Raw genomic sequence first — 23,882 nt, 5'->3', positions numbered from 1 at the left:
TGCATCGCGGCAGATCCTCCCTGCATGCGATGCGGTGTCGAAGGCTACGCCAGCACCCGTGACGGAAGCCGGCAAGCCGCGCTATTCTGCCATGTAAGCGTTTTCAAGACGCACTCATCCAATCGTCGACTTGCCGGAGGGGGCCATGTCGAAACCTGCCTCGCATTCGTATGCGGGACGTGGCCTGAACGGGCCGCGCGCTAACATCCGCCGCGCACAGCGGTCAGCCACTGCCGTCGCGCAGGGCCACGCATCTTCATCACCTTTGCAACAGGACTCCCGCATGACCTCACCCGACCCCGCGCAGTGCGTCCTGCTGGCCGATATCGGCGGCACCAACGCGCGCTTCGCGCTGGCCGACACCTCCGCCGACCAACCGTTCCTGGCCGAGAGCGTCCGGGAATACGTGGTCGCCGAGTTCCCGTCCCTGGCCGATGCGGCCAAGCACTATCTGGATGAAACCGGGTCCAAGGCGCGCAACGGCGTGTTCGCCGTGGCCGGCCGTGTCGATGGCGACGAAGCCCGCGTCACCAACCATCCGTGGGTGATCAAGGTCTCGCGCCTGCGCACCACGCTGGGGTTCGAAGGGGTCAAGCTGATCAATGACTTCGCCGCGCAGGCCATGGCCGTGTCGCTGCTGGGCCCGGGCGATGTGGCCCAGGTCGGCCCGGCGCGCTGGAAGCCAGCGCCGTTGTCCAAGAACAAGACCTACGCGGTGATCGGCCCGGGCACCGGCCTGGGCGCTGGCGGCTTGCTGATCCGCGACAGCAAGCGCATCGCGCTGGAAACCGAGGGCGGCCACGTGAGCTTCCCGCCGGGCAACCCGGAAGAAATCGAGATCCTGCAGCGCCTGTCGCGTCAGTTCGGACGCGTCTCCAACGAGCGCCTGATCTGCGGCCCCGGCCTGGTCAACATCCATCGCGCCCTGAGCGAGATGGCCGGCGAAGATCCCGGTCCGCTCAAGCCGGCCGATGTCACCAAGCGCGCGGCCGAAGGCGATGCCCTGTGCCTGCATGCGCTGGATGTGTTTTTTGCGGTGTTCGGGGCGATCGCCGGCGACCTGGTGCTGACCTTGGGCGCCTGGGACGGCGTGTTCCTGTGCGGCGGCCTGGTGCCGCGCCTGCTGCCGCAGCTGCAGCGCTCGGGCTTCCGCCAGCGCTTCGAGCACAAAGGCCGGTTTGCGCCGGCCATGGGCGGCATTCCGGTGCTGGCCAACCTGCATGCGCAGCCCGGCCTGCTCGGCGCGGCCGCGACCGCGGTGGAAACCTTCGGGGTTCCGCGCGAAACCCCGGCCGCGCCCGCGAAAGCCTGACTGGACTCGCATTGGTATGCGTATCGCCAGCCCACTTGGCTGGCGATATCGCGCTAGAATCCGGTCAAGCGCTGCGCCAGCGGTAAGTTGCGGACCAACTGGTATTGTCACTGGTCTCCACAGCAAGGCGCGCGACCTCCTTCCCGAGTCCGTCACAAGCTGCCCGCCATGACCCTGCATCCGCGTATCGAAGCCGTCACCGACCGTATCCGCCGCCGCAGCGCGCAACCGCGCCAAGCCTACCTGGACGGCATCGACGCCATCCTCAAGACCGGCCCGCAGCGCACCCGCCTGAGCTGCGGCAACCTCGCCCATGCCTTCGCCGCCAGCGGCCCGACCGACAAGGGCCGGCTGCGTGCGGACGTGACGCCCAACCTGGGCATCATCACCGCCTACAACGACATGCTCTCGGCGCACCAGCCGTTCGAGTCGTATCCAGAGGTGATCCGCCAGATCGCCCGCGACATGGGCGCCACCGCGCAGGTCGCAGGCGGCGTGCCGGCGATGTGCGACGGCGTGACCCAGGGCCGTCCGGGCATGGAGCTGTCGCTGTTCTCGCGCGACGTGATCGCCCAGTCCACGGCGGTCTCGCTCAGCCACGACATGTTCGACGCCGCGCTCTATCTGGGCGTGTGCGACAAGATCGTGCCAGGCCTGCTGATCGGTGCACTGGCCTTCGGCCACCTGCCGGCGGTGTTCGCCGCGGCCGGGCCGATGACGCCGGGCATACCGAACAAGGAAAAGGCCGCCGTGCGCGAGCGCTACGCCGCAGGCGAAGCCACGCGCGAGGAACTGCTGGAAGCCGAATCGGCCAGCTACCACGCCGCCGGCACCTGCACCTTCTACGGCACCGCCAACTCCAACCAGACCCTGCTCGAAGCGATGGGCCTGCAGTTGCCGGGCAGCTCCTTCGTCAATCCCGATACGCCACTGCGCGATGCACTGACCCGCGCGGCGGCTGAGCGCGCCCTGCACATCACCGCACTGGGCGACGATTACCGCCCGATCGGCCACCTGATCGACGAACGCGCCATCGTCAACGCGATCGTCGCGCTGATGGCCACCGGCGGTTCGACCAACCACACCATCCACTGGGTCGCCGTGGCGCGCGCCGCGGGCATCCTCCTGACCTGGGACGACATCGACGAGATCTCGCAGACCGTGCCGCTGCTGGCGCGGGTCTATCCCAACGGCGAGGCCGACGTGAACCGCTTTGCCGCGGCCGGCGGCACCCAGTTCGTGTTCCGCGAACTGCTCGACGCCGGAATGATGCATGACATCCCCACCATCGTGGCCGGCGGCATGCGCGCATTCTGCGACGAGCCGCGCATCAGCGACGGCCGCCTGGCCTACGCGCCCGGCATCGCCGCCAGCGCCGACGAAGCCGTGGTGCGTCCGGTGTCCAACGCGTTCGAAGCCCAGGGCGGGCTGCGCCTGCTGCGCGGCAACCTGGGCCGCTCGCTGATCAAGACCTCGGCCGTGAAGCCCGAATACCGCCGCATCCATGCCCCGGCCGTGGTGGTGGACGATCCGCGCAGTCTCAACAAGCTGCATGCTGCCGGCGTGCTGCCGCACGACTTTGTCGCCGTGGTGCGCTATCAGGGCCCGAAGGCCAACGGCATGCCGGAACTGCATTCGCTGGCACCGCTGCTGGGCCTGCTGCAGAACCAGGGCCGCCGTGTGGCGCTGCTCACCGATGGCCGCCTGTCCGGCGCATCGGGCAAGTTCCCCGCGGCCATCCACCTGACCCCCGAAGCCGCAAGCGGTGGGCCGATCGCCCGCCTGCGCGAAGGCGACATGATCCTGCTCGATGCCGAGGCCGGCATCCTGGAGGCGCAGGTCGATGCCGAGGAATGGAAGCTGCGCACGCTTGCCGCCGACACCGCCACGCCCTCGCACGACATGGGCCGCAACCTGTTCGCCTTCAGCCGCGCGGTCGTGAGCCCGGCCGACCAGGGCGCGCTGTCGATTTCCTGCGGCCCGCCCTCGCCCGAGCACGGCTGGGAAGTGGATGCCGAATACGAACTCGGCGACACCCCGGCCGCCGCAAGCGCGCCGCACGAAGCCAAGGACGCCTGACCGGCGCCACGCGCCGCCTCCTCTTTCCGCACAGGACACACCGATGATCATCTCCAAGCGCCAGCAGCAGACCGAAGACCTCCTGTCCTCCGCCGGCATCCTGCCCGTGGTGGCCGTGGACACCCTGGACCAGGCCCGCGGCGTGGCCAACGCGCTGCTGGAAGGCGGCCTGCCGGTGATCGAGCTGACCCTGCGCACGCCGGTGGCGATGGAAGCGCTGGCCACGCTGAAGAAGGAGCTGCCGGGCTTCGCCATCGGCGCCGGCACGGTGCTGACCATCGACCAGATCGGCCAGTGCGTGGGCGCCGGCGCGGACTTCATCGTCACCCCCGGCACGCCGGCGCACATGGCCGAAGCGCTAGCCACCGCGCCGATCCCGGTGATCCCCGGCGCGGCCTCGCCGACCGAACTGCTGACCCTGCTCAACCTGGGCTTTCACGTGTGCAAGCTGTTCCCGGCCACCGCCGTGGGCGGCCTGCAGATGATCAAGGGCCTGCACGGCCCGGTGCCGCAGCTCAAGCTGTGCCCCACCGGCGGGATCACCGAAGCCACCGCAGCCGAATACCTGGCCCAGCCCAACGTGATCTGCATCGGCGGCTCGTGGATGGTGCCCAAGAACTGGATCCAGGCCGGCGACTGGACCCAGGTGCGCGATACCGCCAAGCGTGCCGCGGAGATCGTCAGGCAGGTGCGTGGCGGCTGAGCCGTCGCGCCTTCGCTGTTATGCAGAAGCCGCCTCTCGAGGCGGCTTTTTTGTGCGCCTGATACCGCTGGCACACGTGCTCACGCGTTCAAAAAGCATCACGTGATGCCCCATCACAGGACCGATCGCGACGCGCCCTCGACAGCGCTGCAGTGACAGTGAGGCGGCTTGCCATCGCGTGCGTCCAGACGCACGCACGCCATTCATCCCGCACGTTTCATCGCCTGATCGAGACCCGCCCATGACCCCGCATCCTGCAGCACGTCGCTCCGTAGTGGCCAACGCCATCTACGGCCTGCTTAACCCGATTCCGTTCGGCTTCTTCGTGGCCGCGCTGATTTTCGATGTCATCTACGCCCGCACCGGCGTGATCCTGTGGATGAAGGCAGCCGCCTGGCTGATCGCCATCGGCCTGGTCATCGCGATCATCCCGCGCCTGGTCAACTTGGCCCAGGTCTGGATCACCGCGCGCGCCACTGCGCTGGGCGCGGACAAACTGGATTTCTGGCTGAACCTGCTGGCGATCGTGGTCGCGATCTTCAACGCCTTCGTCCACAGCCGCGATGCCTATGCGGTGATCCCGGCCGGCGTGTGGCTCTCGGCGCTGACCGTCCTGCTACTGGCCATCGGCCATGTGGTGATCGCGGTGCGCAATACGCGCACGGGAGGCTACGCCCATGGTTAAGTCCATCGCACGCAGCACGCTGGCCTTGGCCTGCACTGCCATGCTCGCCGCCTGCAGCGGCAAGGCCGAACTCGAACCCGCGCAGCAGTCCGGCGCCGCGCCGCCGATGCCGCAGGCCAAGCAATTCCTGGTGCCGCCGATGCAGGTCCCCGATGGCGTGGGCTGGAAGGACGGCCAGACACCCAAGGTCGCCGCCGGACTGAAGATCGAAAAGATCGCCGGCGAACTGCTGCACCCGCGCCAGCTCTACGTCCTGCCCAACGACGATGTGCTGGTGGTCGAATCCAATGGCCCCGGACTCGAACCGGTGACCACGCCGAAGCAGTTGATCGCCAACATGATCAAAGGCCGCTCGGGCAAGGGCGGCAAGGGCGGCAACCGCATCACCCTGCTGCGCCGCAATGCCAGCGGCGGTTGGGACAAGCATGTCTTCCTCGAACACCTGCACTCGCCCTTCGGCGTGCAGCTGATCGGCGACGCGCTGTACGTGGCCAACACCGACAACATCATGAAATATCCCTACACCGCAGGTCAGACGCAGATCACCGCGCCCGGTGAACTGTTCGCCGACCTGCCCGGCACCATCGAACACCACTGGACCAAGGCACTGCTGGCCAGCCCAGATGGCCGCAAGCTCTATGTCGGCGTCGGCTCCAACAGCAACATCGGCGAGAACGGCCTGGATGTGGAATACCGCCGCGCCGCCGTGCTTGAAGTGGACGTGGCCAGTGCGAGCAGCCGCATCTACGCCTCGGGCATCCGCAATCCGACCGGCCTGCAGTGGGAGCCGACCACCCAGACGCTGTGGGCGATTGCCAACGAGCGCGACGAGATCGGCGCCGACCTGGTGCCCGACTACATGACCTCGGTCAAGCCCGGCGGCTTCTACGGCTGGCCCTACAGCTACTACGGCCAGCATGTGGATACGCGGGTCAAGCAGCAGCGCCCGGACCTGGTGGCCAAGGCGATCAAGCCGGATTACGCACTGGGATCGCACGTGGCCGCGCTGGGCCTGTGGTTTTCGCCGGAAAACGCATTGCCGGCCAAGTTCCAAGGCGGCGCGTTCGTCGCCGAACACGGCAGCTGGGATCGCTCGCCGTTGAGCGGCTACCAGGTCGTGTACGTGAAGTTCGAACAGGGCAAGCCGGTCGGCGTGCCCGAGACCGTGGTCAGCGGCTTCCATTCCGACGACGAGAAGCAGCTTTACGGTGCGCCGGTCGGATTGGCGCAGGACAAGGATGGCGCGCTGCTGGTCGCCGATGACGTCGGCAATGTCGTATGGCGCGTGACCGCGGCCACGCCCTGATCCCTGCGTCTTGCGTCAAAGAAAAAGCCGCCCCTCGGGGCGGCTTTTTCGTGGTGCATATGGTGTCTGGCGCTGCGCTTATGGCGCGGCCACCTGCACCTGCGCCGGTAGCTGGGTGATGCGCAGCTCATTGCCTTTCCACTTCATCGGCTTGCCGTTGAAGGTGGTCTTGCCCGGCACGCTGGCGTAAGGCCACTGCAGCACCAGCCCGCCCTTGGGCAGCTTGAAGCCCGTCGCGGGCACGTCCAGCTGCACGGTGCCCGCATCGCGCCTGAGCATGTAGCTCAGCTGGCCATCGGGCGTGCGCAGGCCGCTGATCGCGATGCCCTGCCCGTCCAGCCATGCGGCGGGGATGCCCGCCGCCAGCACGATGCTGTCGTCGTCCTCGCGCGTGTAGGCGAACATGTCCAATGCGGTGCGGACGAAGTCCGAGCCCACCCACGCATGCGGCAGGTCACCGACGAAGAACGGTTTGCGCGGCGTACGCGAAACCACCTCCGCCCACTGGTTCCAGGCCAACGGCGTGCGATGGCCGAAGAAGAAATCCACGGCGTCGTTTGCCCGCTCACGCCAACCCAACCGCACGAACGCAGCCACGTTGCGCCACTCGTACGGCGTGTAGTCCTTCCACTCGCGGCGGCCATCGGCGCGCTTCTCGAAATCGGTCCAGTAGCGCTCGAAGGTGTTGTCCAGCAGCGGTTGCGGCAGCTGCGCCTGCTCGCCGGTCGGCGCCAGCGCGATCGTGGTCGAGGTCGAATCGAAATCCCCCAGCTCGGCCGAACCCGGCAGGAAATCCAGGTTGTGCTGCTTGGCCGCCAGTTTCAGCGAGTCCATCAGGTCGGCATGGAATTGATCGCGCGAGGCGGCCATGCGCTTGGCGTCCTCGGTCTTGCCCAGCAGCTTGGCCAGTTCGACCGCGTCCTTGTAGCCACGCAGCGCCCAGAAGTTGTCCCAGTACGAATGCACCGGCTTGGCCGAATACCCTTCGTGGCTGATCGACACCGGCATCATCCCGTAGAAGGCCGGATTCTTGGCCCGATTCGCCTCGGTGCGCTCGGACAGGCGCAGCTTCTCCATGTAGCGATATGCACCCTCCACGTGTGGCCACATGCGCTGCACGAACGCCGTATCGCCGGTGTAACGCCAGTAATCAGCCACCGCGAAGATCAGCTCGCCGTGGCTGTCGTTCTCCGGCACCGGGTCGCTGCCGCGACGGTCCACGCAGCACGGCACCATGCCGTCCTTGAACTGGTACGGCGCATACCAGTCGATGTACTCGCGCACCACTTCCGGCCGGCCCATGCGCAGCAGGCCCTCGGAGATCATTGCGCCGTCGCGGATCCAGCTGCGGTTGTACGAACGCGTGCCCGGCTGCAGGCGCGGGCCCACGCGCGAGATCAGCATGTGCGCGGTCGAGGTGCGCAGCGTGTCCACCAGCGCCTGGCCGGCGGCCGGTACGGTGAACTTCACCCGGTCCAGCTTGTCTCGCCAGACCTTGGCCACCGCGTCCTGGCGCGCCTGCGCGCTGCAGTCGGCCGCGGTCACGACACTGGCGCACCTGGGCTTGCCGGTCATCGGGATGCGCAGGTCGTACTGGCGCGATTCGCCCGGGCCCAAGGTGATCTCGTAGACGAAGGCGCCGGAGGCCAACCCGGTTTCATCGACCACGCTGGTGGTGTCCGGCAGGGCATCGGCAGCCAGCTGGGCCACGTCCATGCCGCCGTCGAAGTTGCTGGCGAACACCGCATCGGGTGCCTGCGACGCATACACCCGCGGGCTGCCGTTGACGCTGGCCGCCTTGCCGTTGAAGGCCAGCGTGTCGATCCGGCTGATGCCGCCCTGCACGCTCAGGAACTGGGTCGGCGGATTCACCTGGAACGGCCGCAGCGCCAGCGCCAGACGATAGCTGTGCGGCGTCGTGCCCGGGTTACGCAGGCGATAGCGCACCACCAGCTGCGAATCGGCCGGCGTGCCATCGGCGAAGGCCGTGGTGGTCAGCTGCAGCGACGGATGGGTCCACTCCACGCTGGGGATCGGCAGGTAGCCGTCCTGCAGGGTCTGCTTCTGCTGCACATCGGCCCAGCTCAGCACGTGGCCATCGGTGACCACGAAGGGCTCGACGCTGAAACCGCCGCGACCCACTTCCACCGCGCCGTCCTCGCCGATCAGGCCCTGCTCGGTGCCGCCGTCCAGGCCGATGATGGTCCAGTACGGCTGCTGGCCACTGAAGCCGCGCGGGAACCAGCCCTTGGGCGACTGCGCCGCCACCGCCTTGACCACATCATTGGGCGTGGCCGAAAACGCCAGCGGCAGCACCTGCAGTTCGGCCAGGCCGAACGAGGCGTGCGGGCCCTCCACCGGCAGCACGCGCACGTAGCGCGCTTCGCTTTCCGGCAGCGCGATCCAGTCGGTGCCGCCGTTGCCGTCCACCACCGAGCGCACATCGCGCCACTGCACGCCGTCATCGGAGAGCTGCAGCAGGTAATCGGAGGCGTATTCGCCGTCCTTCCACACCAGCTTGAGTCCGCCGAACTCGCGCTGCCTGCGCAGGTCCAGGGTCAGCTGCGGCTCGGTGGCCGCGTCGAAGTCCGCGTACCACGCGGTCTCCGGCTTGCCATCCACGGCCTGCAGCGCGTTGCTACCGACGTTCGCGCCCGAAGCGCTGGCCGCGCCGGTCAGCGGCGAGGTGTCCTCGGCCGGCAGCGGCGTGAACGTCAGCGCGTCCAGGCACACCGAACCCTTGCCGCCGGCGTTGTTGTAGATGGTGAATTCGAGTTTGACGCTCTTGCGCAGCGTCTTGTCCGGGCTGGGCCCCCACGCCTTGTCGATATGGCGCTTGCGGTAGGTGACCTGGGTCCAGTCCTCGGGGAAATCGTAACTGGGTCGATTGACCCACCACACGTTGTCGCCCGACGCATCGGTCAGCTTGAACTGCAGGTCGTTGGCCGGCGACTGGCCTCGCAGCTGGAAATCGAAGCGGTAGTTGTCCGGATAATTGATGTCCACCATGCGCTGCACGCCGGCGTAGCCGGACACGCCGTGGTAGTCGTAATCCAGGCACAGCGCCTTGCCGCCATCCGCGCCGGGCACGCTGCGCAGCGAGGCGGTGACCTGGTTGGAGGTGACCACTTTCCAGGTCGATGCGTCGTCGAAGGCATCGATGATGCGTGCGCCGCCGACAACACCCTGGGCCGACGCCGTCATGGCGATGCATGCCAGCGACAGTCCCGCGATGGTTCTGATCATCCCTCACCCTTTCATGATCGTCATAAAACCCGGAGGCCGCCCATGCGGCCTCCGGGGAACACCTTTTACCAGTTCAGGCCGAAGGAAAGCTTGAAGGTGCGCATCGGCAGCGCCAGCAGTCCGTTGGGCGTGGCATAGGCGGTGTTGAGGTCGCTCGCCGTGCCGGTGTCGGTGCTGTAGCTGGAGTAATTGACCCAGTTGAACACGTTGATGACGTCGGCCCGCACGTTCATCTTGATGTTGGTGCCGGTGTCGATCTCCTTGTTCAACGCCAGGCTGAATTCCTTGTAGCCCAGGGTGTGGTCCGGCGTGAACTGCTCGATGAAGCACTGGTCGTTGCCGGCCAGGCAGTTGTAGCCGTACACCGGCGTCTGGCTGGCCAGCGAGAGCTTGCCCGACAGCGAGATGTCCCACCACGGCAGATCGTAGATGCCGGTGGCGACGAGGCGGTTCTTGGGAATGCCAGCAGCCTGATGCCAGCCGTAATCGGCGATCGAGGCGTAATCCAGCGCGTAGTGCTCGCCGAACTGGCGATTCTCCTGCGCATCGGAATACGTGTAGGCCAGGCTCATGCCCCAGCCGGACTCGGCGTCGTAGGGCTTCTCGATCTTCATCGCCAATTGGTTGTTGCGCGTCTCCACGCCGTTGGTGCCCAGCACGATGGTGCTGTAGCCCTCGGGCGAATCGGTCGGCGAACCCGAGGTGGTGCCATCGGCCAGGTACGAACCGTCGGCACGGCGATTGCCGCGCAGGAACACGAAGCCGTCATGGCTTTCGATGCGGCTCAGGGACACATCGGTGAACCAGTCGTTGTTCCAGAAGTGCAGCGTGTTGCGCATGCCCACGCTGAACTGGTCGGAGTACGGCACCTTGACGTTGTTGTCGATCAGGTAGATCTCGCGACCGCCGCCACCGGTGGTGTCGTTGGCCAGCGTATCCAGCCCTCCCTGCGTGGCATAGCGGTCGTTCCAAGCCACGCACGGATCGCCGTAGCACGGCGTGTTGGCGCTGCTGAAGTAGTAGCTATAGGACTTGGAGTTGTTGTTGAGCTGTTCCAGCGCCAGGTAATCGAACAGATTGCGGTCGTAGGCACGGCCGGCACCGCCGTAGATCACATGGTTCTGGTCGCCGAACAGGTCATACGAGAAGCCCAGGCGCGGCTGCCAGGCATTCTTGAACGCCTTGCGGTTGTTGCCGGTGCTGATGTAGTCGTTGATGTTGTAGTTGGCATTGTCCAGGTTGGACCAGTTCTGCAGCGCGCTGGCGACATCGGACGGCGTGACGAAGTTGAGGAACGACGGCGTCTTCTCGTAGTCGTAGCGCACGCCCAGGTTCAAGGTCAGGTGTTCGTTGACCTCCCAATCGTCCTGCAGGTAGAGGCCGTACTGCTTGTTCTTGGAGGTGACCTTGCCGCTGTCGGTATCACCCCAGCTCGCCCTGTACGGCGTATCGGTGTCGGTGAGGATGTTGTAGTAGTACTGCGGATTGGCCGGATTGATCTGGGTCGAATCCAGCTCGACCGACTTGTACTTGAAGCCCATCTTGACGGTGTGGCCGCCGTGCCAGTCGATGCTGTCCAGGGTCAGGTCGTCCTGCAGCGCCCAGCCTTCCTGGCCCTTGTTCTGGTAGCTGCTGCCCGCACCCGCGGTGAGGATCGTGGATTCCTGGCCGGCGAAGGGGACGTAGGACAGCACGTAGCCCGAACCATCGGTCAACGGATCCTGGGTGAAATACGCGCTCTCATAGCTCAGGTTGAGGTCGTTGAGAAAACGCTCGCCGCTGTACTGCCAGCGCAGGTTGGCGCGTTTTTCTTCCTGGCCATTGCGGCTGGCGTGCTCGTAGGTGGTGGTGTCGCCCAGGTCGCCCAGGCCGTCTTCCTTGCGGTACTTGCCGGTCAGCTCGAACAGGCTGTTCTCGCCCAGGGTCCAGTCGATCTTGCCGAAGTACAGGTCTTCCTTGAACGGCGAGCTCTGCGTGCGCACCAGCGGCTGCAGATCTTCGGGCAGTTCATCCACGCGGTTGGAATAGATCGAACCGGGGATCACCGTGGCCGGCGTGGTGTACTCCTTGTTCTCGTAGGCGATGAAGAAATGCGCGCGGTCCTTGAGGATCGGGCCGCTGAAGGTCGCGCCCCACTCGGTCTCGGCGAAATCGTCACGCGTGCCGGCTTCCTTCTCCAACGGGCTCTCTCGACGCCAGCCATCGTTGGTGGTGTCCCAGAACATGCTGCCGTGGAAATCATTCGTGCCCGACTTGGTCGAGGCCACGATCGCCGCACTGGAGACCTGGTCGTACTCGGCCTTGTAGTTGGAGGTGATGACCTTGTACTCGCCGATCGCCGACTGCGGGAACGGATTGCCGCGACTGGAATCCTGGCCGGACACGCCACCAGTCAGCACATAGTTCTTCTGGCTGATGCCGTCGATGTAGACGTTGGTGCCATCGGCCGAGGTCGCGCCCGAGCGCATCTTGGTATTGCCGTCGCTGTCACGCGTGAACTGCACGCTGGGCACGGTGTCGGCCACTTCCAGGAAGTTGCGCGTGGCCTGCGGCAGGCGCTGGATCTGCACGTTGGAGATGTAGGTGGCGTTCTCCGAGGTGCGCGTTTCCACCAGTGCCGACGGTGCGGCGGTGACCTTGACCGCGCCCAGATCGGTGGCATCGCCTGCCGGTGTCGCGGCGGCGGTGTCGCCCAGGTTGAGCGTGGCGGTCTGGCCCACGGCCAGCGTCACGTTCTGGCTGCTGGCCGCGCCGTTGCTGACCACGTCGACCTTGTACGAACCCGGTGGCAAACCAGGCGCGCTATAGCTGCCGTCTGCGCCCGCCTTGACGGTGCGGCTGAAGCCGGTCGCGGTGTTGGTGACGGTGATGGTGGTGTCGGGCGCTGCGCCGCTGACCTGGCCACGCAAGGTGGCGGCTGTGGACTGCGCCAGCACCGGGGCGGTGATCAGCAGCAGGCTGCCGGCCAGGGCGCAGGCCAGGGCCGAGCGCTTGAAACGATGGGATCCAGCGTGGGGGATGGATTGGACTGACATAAAAGAACCCTCTCTTTCTTATTGTTGTTTCGTCACAAAACCCGGAATCCGATGGAGCCCGGGCGACGGTTGCGGCACGTGCGTGCCCTCCCAACACCACGGCGCGAGCCGTGGCCCGTGCGGGTCGATCTTTCGTCGACACCGCGCGATACCGATCGCCGATTGGCGACACGTGATGCCTGCACACGCACCTGTGCGACCTCCCGATCGCAGCACCGACACGCGTTGACGCAAATTGCAGGCAGCACAACACCTGGCGCCGACTACGCACCCAGGCGAAAAACTCCTCCGTAAGAGCCGTCGCTGCGCGCGACGACGTGGCATTCAACTCAGATCAAACGCGTCTCCGCAGGCGCCATCGCGTGCGATGGACGCGTGCATGCAGCACGACGACGGGATGAGCTTGTCATCCCTTGACGCTTCCCAACAGCAGACCTTGGATGTAGTACCGCTGCAGCAACAGGAACAACCCCAGCACCGGCACCACCGTGACCACGGCGCCGGCCATCATCATTTCCACGTCCATGACGTGTTCGCGCGACAGCGAGGCCAACGCGACGGGCAAGGTGTATCGGTCCTGGTCGGTCAGCACGATCAGCGGCCACATGAAGTCATTCCACGCCGCCATGAAGGTGAAGATCGACAGCGTGACCAGCACCGGCTTGAGCATCGGCAGCACAATCTGGAAGAACACCCGCGCCTCGCTGGCGCCATCCATGCGGGCAGCTTCGAGCAGTTCGTCCGGGATGCTGCGCGCGTACTGGCGCACCAGGAAGATGCCGAACACCGTCGCCAGCGCCGGTACGATCACCCCGCCGAAGCTGTTGACCAGATGCAGCTGCTTCATCAGCAGGAACAGCGGCAGCATCGTCACCTGCGCCGGGATCACCAGCGCCGCCATCAGCACCTGGAAGATCCGCTCACGCCCGACGAAACGCAGCTTGGCGAACGCATAGCCGGCCATCGTGTTGAACAGCAGCGAGCCCAGGGTGATGGCGATGGACACGACCAGGCTGTTGACGAAGTTACGCGCCATGCCGGTACGTTCGAACAAGGCGTGATAGTTGGCCAGCGTGGAGGTGCTTGGCAGCATCGGCGGCGGGAAGCGACTGGCTTCGCCCGCCGGCATGAACGACACCGACACCATCCATGCCAACGGCGCCACGCTGATGAGCGCAATGACCAGCAGCGCGCCATTGACCAGCACCGCATTCCAGCGGGTGCCACCGACTTCGTGACTCATAGAAAATCGTCCGCGCACAGGGATGTGCGCTGCTCTTGTGAGGGATTCACACTAAGTCCTTCTTGCGGCCGAAGCGCAGCATCACGGTGGTAACTGCCAGGATGATCAGGAACAGCAGGAACGCCACGGCCGACGCGCGACCGAGGTTCCACCACTTGAAGCCTTCCTCGAACATGAAATACAGCACGCTGACCGTGCTCTGCAGCGGGTCGCCACGGGTCATGACGTAAGGCTCGGCGAACAGCTGGAAGTAGCCGGAGATCGTGATCACACCGACCACCAGCAGCACCGGGCCGAGCATCGGCAGGGTGATGTGCAGGAACTGCTTCCAGCGATTGGCGCCGTCGATGCGCGCAGCCTCGTACAGGTCCTGCGGGATCGCCTGCAGACCGGCCAGGAAGATCACCATGTTGTAGCCGAAGTTCTTCCACACCGCGAACAGCATGATGGTCGGCATCGCCCAGTGCGGGTCACCCAGCCAGTCGATCGGCGAGATGCCGATGTGCGCCAGTGCGTAGTTCACCAGGCCATAGCGGGTATGGAACAGGTAGCGCCAGATCACCGCCACCGCCACCAGCGTGGTCACCACCGGCGCGAACAGCGCAGTACGGAACAACGCCTTGAAGCGCGCGGCCGGTGCGTTGAGCAGCATGGCCGCGCCCAGCGAGGCGGCGATGGACATCGGCACGCCCAGCAGCACGAAGTACGTCGTGTTCCACAGCGACTTCCAGAACATCGGCGTCTGCAGCAGGTCGATGTAGTTGCCCAATGCGACGAAGCGCAGGTTGTGCAGATCGGCCAGCGCGTACAGGTCGAAATCGGTCACGCTCAGCGCCAGTGCCGACAGCACCGGCAGGCCGAAGAAGACGCCCAGGACGATCAGCGAGGGGCCTGCGAAGATCCAGCCGGCGAGTGAGTTCTGCTTCATGGGGTGGCCTTGGCCGTCTCGGCCTCGCTGGTCTTGCCGTGGTCGCGCTCGTACATCCAGCGACGCTTGCCCAGAATCTCGTCCACGCGCGCATCCAGATCGGACAGGGCCGCATCCTGGGTCTCGCCGCCGCGTACGACACGTTCGGTCGCCAGGCGCATCTCCTGCACGATCCGCTCCCACTCCAGCACCTTGGGCGTGGGCTTGACGCGTTCGAGCTGGTCGGCGAATGCACGCGCCAGCGGATCACCTTCCAGCTGCGGTGTATGCCAGGTGGAACGGCGCGGCGGCAGGTCGCCGATCAAACCGTGGAAGCGCTGCTGGATATCGGGCCGCGAGAGGAACTCGACCAGCTTCCACGCCGCTTCCTTGTGCTGCGAACGCTGGAACAGCACCAGGCTCGATCCACCGGCGATGCCGGCGCCCGGCCCATGCGGACCCGGCAGCGGCATCGTGCCCCACTGGTCCTTGAGTGCTTCCGGCGCGCGATTGCGGAACTCGCGGATATTCCAGGGACCGGAAAAATAGAACGCGAAATAGCCATTGAAGAACTCATCCCAGACGTTGGACACCTGGGTCTCGGACAGCGGCGGCGCCCACTGCTGGGTGAAGGTGTTGGCGTAGAAGCCCAACGCGCGACGAAAGCCCGGGCTCTGGAAATTCCCACGGTTGTTGTGGTCACGCAGCAGCGGATCGTCCTGCTGCAGGCCCAGCGAGAGCTGCTGCTCGAACTCGTTGAGCGGCATCAGGATCGCGAAGCGGTCCTTGCCCACGTGCGCCTTGATCTGCGCCATCGCGGTGTTCCACTCATCCCACGTGTTGATCGGCAGCTTGACGCCAGCCTCGCGCAGGATGTCCTTGCGGTAGTACAGCAGGCGCGTGTCGACGTACCACGGGATGCCGACCAGCTTGCCCTCGATGACGTTGGTCTCCCAGATGCCCGGGAAGTAATCGTCCTGCTTCACCTCGGCCGAGCGCTGCACGTACGGCTCCAGCGGCGTCAGCGCATTGAGCGCGGCGAACTCGGAGATCCACGTGTTGCCCAACTGGCAGATGTCCGGCAGCGTGTCGGCGGCGAATGCCGTTAGCAGTTTCTCGTGCGCGGCGGTGTTGGGAATCTGCTGCATGTTGACCCGGATATCCGGGTTGGCTTTCTCGAACTCGGGCAGCAGCGTGCTGATCACCTCGCCCTCGCGGCCGATCGCCCAGAAGGTCACCGTGGTCTGCTGGCTGGGCGCACCGCCGCAAGCGGCCAACAGCGAGACGCACGCCGCCATGGCCAGCCACGACAGCGTGGTCACGGCGCGCGACCGGTGGCGCCGTCCCGGCAAGGCGACGGCGAAAAGAGAACGCAAAGACAACATGGTCGGGCCTTACTCGGGCTGCTGCGGACGCTGGGCGGGTTCGGTGGTCTGCTGGTTGGCACGCGATTCGGCCGTACCCAGCGCACGCGCGGTGGCCGCATCCATCTGGCTGCCGTTTTCATTCGCCGCCGGCTTGTTGGTCTCGGCCGGCTTCGGGGTTTCACCCTCCTCCGCCGCCAGCCAGCCGCCCTTGAACCCGGCGCGCTCCAGGCCCTTGCGGATGTGCGGGTTCTTCTTCATCACGTTCCAGACGAAGTCGTCGCGGTAGTTGGCGATCATCGCCAGGATCGGGCCCTGGTCGATGCCGATGTAATCGCTGGCCACCCAACCGTTGTCCGGCACGACGCGGCCGGTCTTGATCGGGATGTCGTAAGTGAAGCTGCGGTTGAAAGAATCCAGGAAGCCGTAGCTGGAATAGATGTAGTCGCCGAAGCGCTTGTGCATCTCCTCGGTGGCCGGGATCACGATCTCCGGCGCGAACGGCAGCGAGGCGATCGCCGCAGTCGGGGCAATGGTGCCGTCGTCGAAGTTGTCGCGCAGGCCGGCGCCGCGTGCCGAGTAGTGGCGGAACTCGCGCTGCTCGCCGCGGTACTCCTGCAGGGTCTGCTGCGGGCCGTCGGACGCGGTGAGGCCCCACACGTTCTCGCCGTAGTCCTTCCACTTCATCGGGTTGGCGATCGCGTACTGCCGATGCGCGTAGGCGGCGCGGCGGCTGTTCTCGAAATAATCCATGCCGTGCTCGCGCATGAAGTCATCCTGGATCCCGCGGAAGTCCACCCACACCTGCGTGTATTGATGGGTGAACAGCGGCCCGTAGGACAGGTATTCCTGGTTCTGGTAGACGCCCCAGATCTCGTTGTAGGTGCGCGTCCACACCTGCCAGGCATCGGGCTCCACCGCGTGCGTGGGCGAGCCCAGCGCCAGGATGTAGACCATCATGCCTTCGCTGTAGCCGGTCCAGTCGTGGTTGATGAAGTCGCTTTCCGGGAACCAGCCCATCGAGATCAGCGGCGAACGCGGCTGGATCCAGGTCCAGTCCACGCGACGATAGATCTGCTCGGCCAGGTCGCGGATCTGCTTCTCGCGCGGATCGTCCTTGTCGTAGTACGACTGCGCGAACAGCACGCCCATCAGCAGCAGCGAGGTATCCACCGTGGACAGTTCGACCCAGCTGTTGAAGCGCTCGCCACTCTGCATGTCCAGGAAGTGGTAGTAGAACCCCTTGTAGCCGGCCGTACCGGTCGGCTGCTTGCCCTGCTTGAGCCCTTCCAGGAACTTCAGCGTGGTCAGGGTGCGGTCCACCGCCTGGCTGCGGCTGACCCAGCCGTTCTCGATGCCGATCGGATACGCGGTCAGCGCAAAGCCCACCGAGGCCACCGACGCGAACGGCCGCGACGGATAGCGGTCCGGCGTCATGCCGTTGTTCTCGTTGGTGGTGTCCCAGAAGAACTGGAAGGTGCGGCGCTCGATGTCGCGGAACAGCGGCGGCAGCTCGGGCTTCTTGTCTTCCACGGGCAGCTCCACGGGCGGGCGACCGGTGACCTTGACCGGTTTGACCGGCGTGGGTTCGGGCGTCTTCTGGCAGGCCGCCAGCAGCACGACAAACACGCCCACCGTCAGTGGGGCCAGGAACGAAAGGACTCTGCGCGTTTTCAAGATTCGAAATCCGTGTAAACGGTTACATCGGTAAACGGATCCCCGCCCCTGGAAAGGCGCGGTCCCGCCATGCAATGCGCCGGCCGGCACCTTGAAACCGGTGCCGGCACGGGCGCTCAGATTACCAGTCCAGCCCAAGCGAAAGCTTGAAAGTCCGGGTGATGTACTGATTGACACCGACTGCCGTGCCGTCATCGAAGTTGACGTTGTAGCTGTCGAAGTTTTCCCAGTTGAAGACGTTGAGGATGTCCGCGCGCATGCGCAGCTTCACGTCAGTGCCGGTGTCCCAGATCTTCTGCAGCGCCAGGTCCATCTGCTTGTAGCCCAGCGTGCTGTCGGACTTGTACTGGCGGATGCGGCACTGGCCAGCGGTTTCCGGCGGGCAATAGGTCACGTAGACCGGTTCGGGCGTGGCCAGCACGAGCTTGCCGGAGAGCTGCGTATCCCACGGGCCATCGACCATGCCGCTCAGCACCAGCCGGTGCTTGGCCACGCCGCCGGACGAGAACCAGCCGTAACCGGCCAGCGTCGGATAATCCAGCGCGTAGTGCTCGCCGAACTGGCGGTTCTCTTCCGCGTCGCTGAAGGTGTAGGCGACGTTAACGTTCCAGGGCGAGGCATCGGAATACGGCTTATCCAGGCCGATCAGCAAGGAATTGTTGCGGCTTTCGATGCCGTTGGTGCCCAGGATCAGTGATCCGTAGCCCGGCACGCCGTACGACGACGCCGGCGATCCGGAAATGGTGCCGGGCGCGAAGAAACTGCCATCCGGCAAGCGGTTGCCCAGCAGAAAGGCGAAGCCATCCTTGGACACGATGCGCTGCAGCGCGACCGAGCTGTTCCATTGCTGCCCGGCGATCTGGAAGCTGTCGCGGATGCCGATGCTGAACTGATCCGAGTACGGCACCTTCAGGTTGTTGGCCAGCAGGTCGACCTCACGCCCCAGCCCCGGTGCATTGGCGACCAGCGCATCCAGCGTGGCCTGGTCACGCAACGACTCGTCCCAGTTCAGGCACGTGCCGGTCCCTGCCGCGCAGGAATGACCGGTCGTGTTGATCTGGTAGGTGTAGCTGGGGAAGGTCGCCTTGGTCTGCTCCAGCGCCAGGTAATCAAAGATATTGCGATCGTAGGAACGGCCGGCACCACCGAACAGCACGTGGCTCTCGTCGCCACTCAGATCGTACGAAAAGCCGATGCGCGGTTGCCAGGCGTCCTTGAACGCTTTGCGGTTATTGCCTGTGCTGATGTAGTTGGAGATATCCACGCCGCCCAGCGCAAGCGTCTGCGCGTAGGTCTGCCCGGCCGGTGCATTGGGATCCTGGCCGTAGATCGCCGCGACCACGCTTGGATCGGTGACTGCATCCAGGTAGCTCGGCGTTTTCTCGTAATCCCAGCGCAGGCCCAGGTTCAATTCCAGGCGGTCGGTGACGCGCCAGTCATCTTGGAAGTAGATGCCGAACTGTTTGTTGTCCGACTCCACCGAACCACCGTTGGTCCCCGCCAGTGGCGAGGTGAAGCTGATGGTGTACGGAATCTCGGTGCCAGTGTTGATGTCGTAGTAGTACTGCGGGTTGTACGGCTGCTGCTCGGTGGTACGCAGTTTGATCTGCTTGTATTTCACACCCATCTTGAACGTGTGGTCTTCCAGGCCTGAATAGGTCAGGTCGTTCTGGAACGAATACCCATCCTGGCTTTTGTCCTGGAAACCTCCATTGCCCGCGCCGCTACGAAAGATCACGTTGCCGGTGGGATTATTGCCGTCGGTCAGGATGTAGCCGTTGCCGAAGCTCTGCGGCGCCAGCTCGAAACTGGCTTTCTCATACGTCAGGTGCGCATCGTTGAGCCAGTCGCCCGCGGTCAGCTGCCAGCGCAGATCCACGCGGGTTTCCTTGACGTTCTGGTCGGTGCCATAGGTCGCCGAATTCTGGTCACCGACATTGGCCACGCCGGTCTCGTCACGAACCTTGGTGGTCAGCTCCAGCAGGTTATTCTCATCCACAGACCAGTCCAGTTTCCCGAAGTACAGGTCTTCGTGGAACGGGACGTTGCTGGTGCCGACCTGGTCCTGCAGGTTGGCCGGCAGGTCGGACACGTCATAGCCAGACGCCGGGAAGATGTCCTTGGGCGAGATGTAATCCTTGCCTTCGTAGACGAAGAAGAAGTGCGCCTTGTCCTTCACGATCGGGCCGCCGAAGGACGCGCCGTACTGTTCGTCACGCGAATAGATCTTCTCGGCACCCTCGCCCTGCTCGGTCACCTTCTTCTCGCGCCAGTCGGCGTTGGTGTAGTCCCAGAAGAAATTGCCGTGGAACTCGTTGCCGCCGGACTTGGTCACCGCGGTCACTGCAGCACTGGAAAGCTGGTCGTACTCGGCCTTGTAGTTGGACGTGATGACCTTGTACTCGCCGATCGCCGCCTGCGGGAACGGATTGCCGCGGCTGGAATCCTGGCCAGTGATGCCGCCAGCCAGCACGTAGTTCTTCTGGCCCACGCCATCGACGAACACGTTGATGTTGTTGGCGCTCTGCGCGCCGGACTGCAGCTTGGTGGAGCCGTCGCCCGGGTTGGTCTCGAACTTCATGCCCGGCACGGTGTCAGCGAAAGCCAGGAAGTTGCGCGAGGTCTGCGGCAGCGATTCGATCTGCCGCTGGGTGACGTAGCTGGCCACTTCCGAGGTCTTGGATTCTATCAGCGCCGGCGCGGTGACCTTGACCGTATCCAGGTCCTTGGCGCCGCCTTCCGGCGTGACCGCGGTGCTGCCGCCGCCATCAAGATTGAGCGTGGCGGTCTGGCCGACCTGCAGCGTGACCGTCTGCGAGGTGGCCGCGCCGTTGGCGACCACGTCCACCTTGTAGGCGCCCGGCGGCAGGCCGGCGACCGAGTAGTTACCGTCCGCGCTGACCGGCACGCTGCGGCTGAATCCGCTGGCGGTGTTGGTGGCAGTGACGGTGGTGCCTTCTGCGGCACCGGCCACCTGACCACGCAGCGTGGCCGAGGTGGACTGGGCAAAGGCCAGTGGCGCGGCGCCCAGCAGCAGGCAACTGGCGAGTGCGCAGCTCAGCAGCCTGCGCGCGGGTCGTTGGATCTGGGTGGTATGCGTCATGTATCGGCCCTCCCGGGGCTTGCCCAAAACGTGACTTGGGGGTTTTCAATAACGCAGCGGACCTCGCTGCATCGGGGGAATCCGCGCCGTCACGACGCGGGGAGTCATCCCTTGGTGGCCGGCGCGGAACTGCGCACGACCAGTTCAGGGACCAGGGGTTCGGGGGCCGGCAATGGCTGGCCCTTGGCATCGATGTCCTGCAGCAGGCGCTGCAAGGCGTTGGCGCCCAGCTCGGCAATGCTGATGCGCATGGTGGTGAGAGTGGGATGGACAAAGCGCGCCACCGGCACGTCGTCGAACCCGGCCAGCGCAATGTCTTCGGGCACGCGCAGGCCGGCTTCGTTGAGCGCGAACAGGCAGCCCAGCGCCATCATGTCGTTGGCGGCAAAGACCGCATCGGGCCGCGTCTTGGCTTGAAGCAGCGCGGTGCCGGCCTCCATGCCGGAGGCTTCGTCGAAGTTGCCCGATAGCACCTGCGGCGCCACGTCGGGCAGCAGCTCGGCCAATGCGTCCTGGTAGCCGCGCAGACGCTCGGCGGCGTCGAAGTTGCCTTCCGGCCCGGCGATGAAGGCGACGCGCCGATGCCCGGCTGCGACCAGATGCTTCACCATCGCTACCGCACCGCCGTGGTTGTCCACGTTGAGGACCGGATAGGCCTCGTCGGGCAGGTGCGTGTTGATCAACACGGCTGGCAGCCCGGCCGGCAGGTTGTCGGTGAGGAAGCCCGGCTGGTCGGCGTAAGGCGAGAGCACCAGCAGACCGTCCACGCGGCCGCGCATCGCACGCAGCGCGGCGCCCTGTTCTTCCTGCGCGCCGTGATAGCTGGACACCAGCAGGTGCTTGCGACGCTCGCGCGCCACGCCGTCAATGCCGCGGATCAGTTCGGAGAAGAATTCGCCATACAGGTCCGGCAGGACCACGCCGATGGTCTGGGTGCTGCGGCTGCTCAGGCTACGGGCCGCGGCATGCGGCTGGTAGCGCAGGCGTTGGGCGGTTTCCAACACGATCTGGCGCACGTCCGGGGCCACGTTGTGGTGCCCGTTCAGTGCCCGGGAGACCGTCGCAACCGAGACCGATGCCTCGCGTGCCACGTCCTTGATGGTGATGGTTCCGCTTCGCGACACGCCCGCCCTCCGCGGTCATGGTGACGTCAGTGGGCGCGGACTGTAATCGGTTCCACGCCATCGAGTAAACCCGACGTTTGGCGAATGTTAAACATCAGCTTGATCAAGAACTTGCGAAGAAGGGAGCGTTTTCATGTCCGCCCATGCCAACCCGGTCACGGCCAGACACGCTTTCAGCCAGCGTTTTCGGCCTCGGCTGGGGTCATCGCCTCGATGCTCAACGCATGGATATCGGTCTGCATCATGTCGCCCAGCGCGGCATACACCGCGCGGTGACGCGCCAGCGGCAACTTGCCGGCGAACAGCGGGCTGACCACGCGCACCCGGAAGTGCCCGCGCCCGTCGCGCGCTCCGGCATGGCCGGCATGCAGGTGGCTCTCGTCTTCCAGCTCCAGCTGCAGCGGCGCCAGGCCGGCTTGCAGCGCGGCACGCATGCGCTCCAGCCGCGTGCTCACGGCAGCACCTTCAGGAACGGACGCACATCCACACGGGCGTAGGCACCAGCCACCAAGTAAGGGTCAGCATCAGCCCATTCGCGTGCGGCGTCGAGCGAGTCGAACTCGGCAATCACAATGCTGCCGCTGAAACCCGCCGGCCCCGGATCGGGCGAATCGATCGCCGGGCACGGCCCCGCGACCAGCAACCGGCCGCCGTCCAACAGCGCCTGCAACCGGGCCAGATGCGCCGGGCGCACGGACTGGCGCAGTGCCAGGGAATCGGGAACGTCGTGACCTTCAATGGCGTACCACATCGCAAAACTGCCTGGCTGTTTGAACGGCCGACGATTGTACGGACCCGCGCTGCTGGACACGCGCCCGGCCAGCCCGTACTCTTTGAGTCAATTCGGCACGGCACGACCTGCAGCGGCCGTCGTCCAGCGCTCCTCGCGACGCCCACGGACGACCACCCACCGCTGCCACGCGCGTTACGCAGCCAGATCACCTTCTCCTCAAGGTCCCCGCCGCCAACCCCACGGGTGTGCGCCGCCTTGGGCTTACGTGCGAAGCGCTTTCGCCACGCAAGGCTTCATCGCAGCAGTCCCGCGCGCAGCCGGCCAGGCCCGCGTGGTTTTTCGCAATCGCATGCTCCATCGGCGCAGCCCGCCGAGGACGGCACCAACCGTAGTGTTGACGCGACACGGCCCGTACCTGATGACATCGCAACCCGCGCCCGGCGCGACCGCTTCCACCGACACCAGTCCGCAGACCCCGCAGCAGCACGAGATGCCGCTGGCGGTGGTGCATGGCCAGCCGGTGCTGCAGATCCCGCAGGACCTGTACATCCCGCCGGATGCGCTGGAAGTGATCCTCGACGCGTTCGAAGGCCCGCTCGACCTGCTGCTGTACCTGATCCGCCGGCAGAACCTGGACATCCTGGACATCCCGGTCCTGGAAATCACCCGCCAGTACGTGGACTACATCAACGTCATGCAGGAGCTGCGCTTCGAGCTGGCGGCCGAATACCTGGTGATGGCCGCGATCCTGGCCGAGATCAAATCGCGCATGCTGCTGCCGCGCCCGCCGGCGGTGGAAGGCGACGAAGGCGATCCGCGCGCCGACCTGGTGCGCCGCCTGCAGGAATACGAGCGCTTCAAGCAGGCCGCCGAGGACATCGACGCCCTGCCCCGCCAGGACCGCGACACCGCTCTGGCCCACGCCCACGTGCCGGACCGCGCCGCGATCAAGGTGCCGCCGGAGGTGGAACTGAAGGAAATGCTGCTGGCGCTGCACGACGTGCTCAAGCGCGCCGAGCTGTTCACCGGCCACGCGATCAAGCGCGAGGCCTTGAGCGTCCGCCAGCGCATGGGCGACCTGCTCTCGCGCCTGGAAGACGGCAAGTTCCACCGTTTCGAATCGATGTTCACCGCCGAGGAAGGACGCCTGGGCGTGCTGGTGACCTTCCTGGCCATGCTGGAGCTGGCCAAGGAGCAGCTGCTGGACATCGTGCAGGAAGCGCCGCTGGCGCCGATCTACGTCAAGTCGCTGGCGCTGGGCAACACCAACGAGCCGCTGCAGTTCTCCAGCGAGTTCGACGATTCCGACGCGGCCAACGACGCCTGACCCGGCGCGCGGCCGATCCGACAATCCCGGTTGATCCC

16 protein-coding genes are annotated in these 23,882 nt (G+C 65.6%); 6 read left to right on the top strand and 10 right to left on the bottom strand.

Annotated elements, in window-relative coordinates; translation table 11 throughout:
- Positions 1 to 283: 283 nt before the first annotated feature.
- From glk to BMZ17_RS13960, 5 genes are all read left to right on the top strand, one after another.
- Positions 284 to 1,312: a glucokinase gene (gene glk, locus BMZ17_RS13980; RefSeq protein ID WP_093139141.1), complete on the top strand. Its 1,029-nt coding sequence runs from the start codon at positions 284 to 286 to the stop codon at positions 1,310 to 1,312.
- Between the two features lie 168 nt (positions 1,313 to 1,480).
- Positions 1,481 to 3,391 (top strand): phosphogluconate dehydratase, encoded by a 1,911-nt coding sequence (gene edd, locus BMZ17_RS13975; protein WP_093139140.1) that lies wholly within the window; start codon positions 1,481 to 1,483, stop codon positions 3,389 to 3,391.
- A 43-nt stretch (positions 3,392 to 3,434) separates the two neighbouring features.
- Entirely contained in the window at positions 3,435 to 4,094 is a 660-nt protein-coding gene (gene eda, locus BMZ17_RS13970) for a bifunctional 4-hydroxy-2-oxoglutarate aldolase/2-dehydro-3-deoxy-phosphogluconate aldolase (protein WP_093139139.1), read from the top strand.
- 241 nt (positions 4,095 to 4,335) lie between these two features.
- Entirely contained in the window at positions 4,336 to 4,779 is a 444-nt protein-coding gene (locus tag BMZ17_RS13965) for a DUF2231 domain-containing protein (RefSeq protein ID WP_093139138.1), read from the top strand.
- The gene (locus BMZ17_RS13960; protein ID WP_175485590.1) at positions 4,772 to 6,085 is read left to right on the top strand and encodes a PQQ-dependent sugar dehydrogenase; all 1,314 of its coding nucleotides are present in this window, start codon (positions 4,772 to 4,774) and stop codon (positions 6,083 to 6,085) included. Before BMZ17_RS13965 ends, BMZ17_RS13960 begins: the two co-directional genes overlap by 8 nt.
- Positions 6,086 to 6,163: 78 nt before the next feature.
- Here the strand turns inward: BMZ17_RS13960 and BMZ17_RS13955 are convergent, their stop codons facing one another.
- From BMZ17_RS13955 to BMZ17_RS13910, 10 genes are all read right to left on the bottom strand, one after another.
- Entirely contained in the window at positions 6,164 to 9,289 is a 3,126-nt protein-coding gene (locus tag BMZ17_RS13955) for a discoidin domain-containing protein (RefSeq protein WP_093139860.1), read from the bottom strand.
- A 107-nt stretch (positions 9,290 to 9,396) separates the two neighbouring features.
- On the bottom strand, positions 9,397 to 12,366 hold the full coding sequence (locus BMZ17_RS13950) for a TonB-dependent receptor (protein WP_093139137.1): 2,970 nt from the start codon (positions 12,364 to 12,366) through the stop codon (positions 9,397 to 9,399).
- A gap of 406 nt (positions 12,367 to 12,772) precedes the next feature.
- Positions 12,773 to 13,609, bottom strand: a complete 837-nt coding sequence (locus tag BMZ17_RS13945; RefSeq protein ID WP_093139136.1) for a carbohydrate ABC transporter permease — start codon at positions 13,607 to 13,609, stop codon at positions 12,773 to 12,775.
- A 46-nt stretch (positions 13,610 to 13,655) separates the two neighbouring features.
- Positions 13,656 to 14,537, bottom strand: a complete 882-nt coding sequence (locus BMZ17_RS13940) for a carbohydrate ABC transporter permease (RefSeq protein ID WP_093139135.1) — start codon at positions 14,535 to 14,537, stop codon at positions 13,656 to 13,658.
- Positions 14,534 to 15,814, bottom strand: coding sequence for a sugar ABC transporter substrate-binding protein (locus tag BMZ17_RS13935; protein WP_093139856.1), 1,281 nt, complete (start codon positions 15,812 to 15,814; stop codon positions 14,534 to 14,536). Before BMZ17_RS13935 ends, BMZ17_RS13940 begins: the two co-directional genes overlap by 4 nt.
- Before the next feature lie 96 nt (positions 15,815 to 15,910).
- On the bottom strand, positions 15,911 to 17,557 hold the full coding sequence (locus BMZ17_RS13930; protein WP_175485589.1) for a glucoamylase family protein: 1,647 nt from the start codon (positions 17,555 to 17,557) through the stop codon (positions 15,911 to 15,913).
- 121 nt (positions 17,558 to 17,678) lie between these two features.
- A complete protein-coding gene (locus BMZ17_RS13925) occupies positions 17,679 to 20,660 on the bottom strand; it encodes a TonB-dependent receptor (protein ID WP_093139134.1) in 2,982 nt (993 codons plus the stop codon).
- A gap of 104 nt (positions 20,661 to 20,764) precedes the next feature.
- Positions 20,765 to 21,784: a LacI family DNA-binding transcriptional regulator gene (locus tag BMZ17_RS13920; protein ID WP_093139133.1), complete on the bottom strand. Its 1,020-nt coding sequence runs from the start codon at positions 21,782 to 21,784 to the stop codon at positions 20,765 to 20,767.
- A gap of 173 nt (positions 21,785 to 21,957) precedes the next feature.
- Entirely contained in the window at positions 21,958 to 22,218 is a 261-nt protein-coding gene (locus BMZ17_RS13915; RefSeq protein WP_093139847.1) for a BolA family protein, read from the bottom strand.
- A gap of 17 nt (positions 22,219 to 22,235) precedes the next feature.
- Positions 22,236 to 22,535, bottom strand: coding sequence for a YciI family protein (locus BMZ17_RS13910; protein ID WP_093139132.1), 300 nt, complete (start codon positions 22,533 to 22,535; stop codon positions 22,236 to 22,238).
- A gap of 400 nt (positions 22,536 to 22,935) precedes the next feature.
- Here BMZ17_RS13910 and BMZ17_RS13905 point away from each other — a divergent pair, with 400 nt between their 5' ends.
- Positions 22,936 to 23,844: a segregation and condensation protein A gene (locus BMZ17_RS13905; protein WP_093139131.1), complete on the top strand. Its 909-nt coding sequence runs from the start codon at positions 22,936 to 22,938 to the stop codon at positions 23,842 to 23,844.
- The last annotated feature ends 38 nt before the right edge of the window (positions 23,845 to 23,882 follow it).

It is taken from the genome of Pseudoxanthomonas sp. GM95 (assembly GCF_900109775.1).
In the GTDB taxonomy this organism is placed as follows: Bacteria; Pseudomonadota; Gammaproteobacteria; order Xanthomonadales; family Xanthomonadaceae; genus Pseudoxanthomonas_A.
Note: the sequence above shows the minus strand (reverse complement) of the source record. Positions and strands in the feature narration are given on the sequence as shown.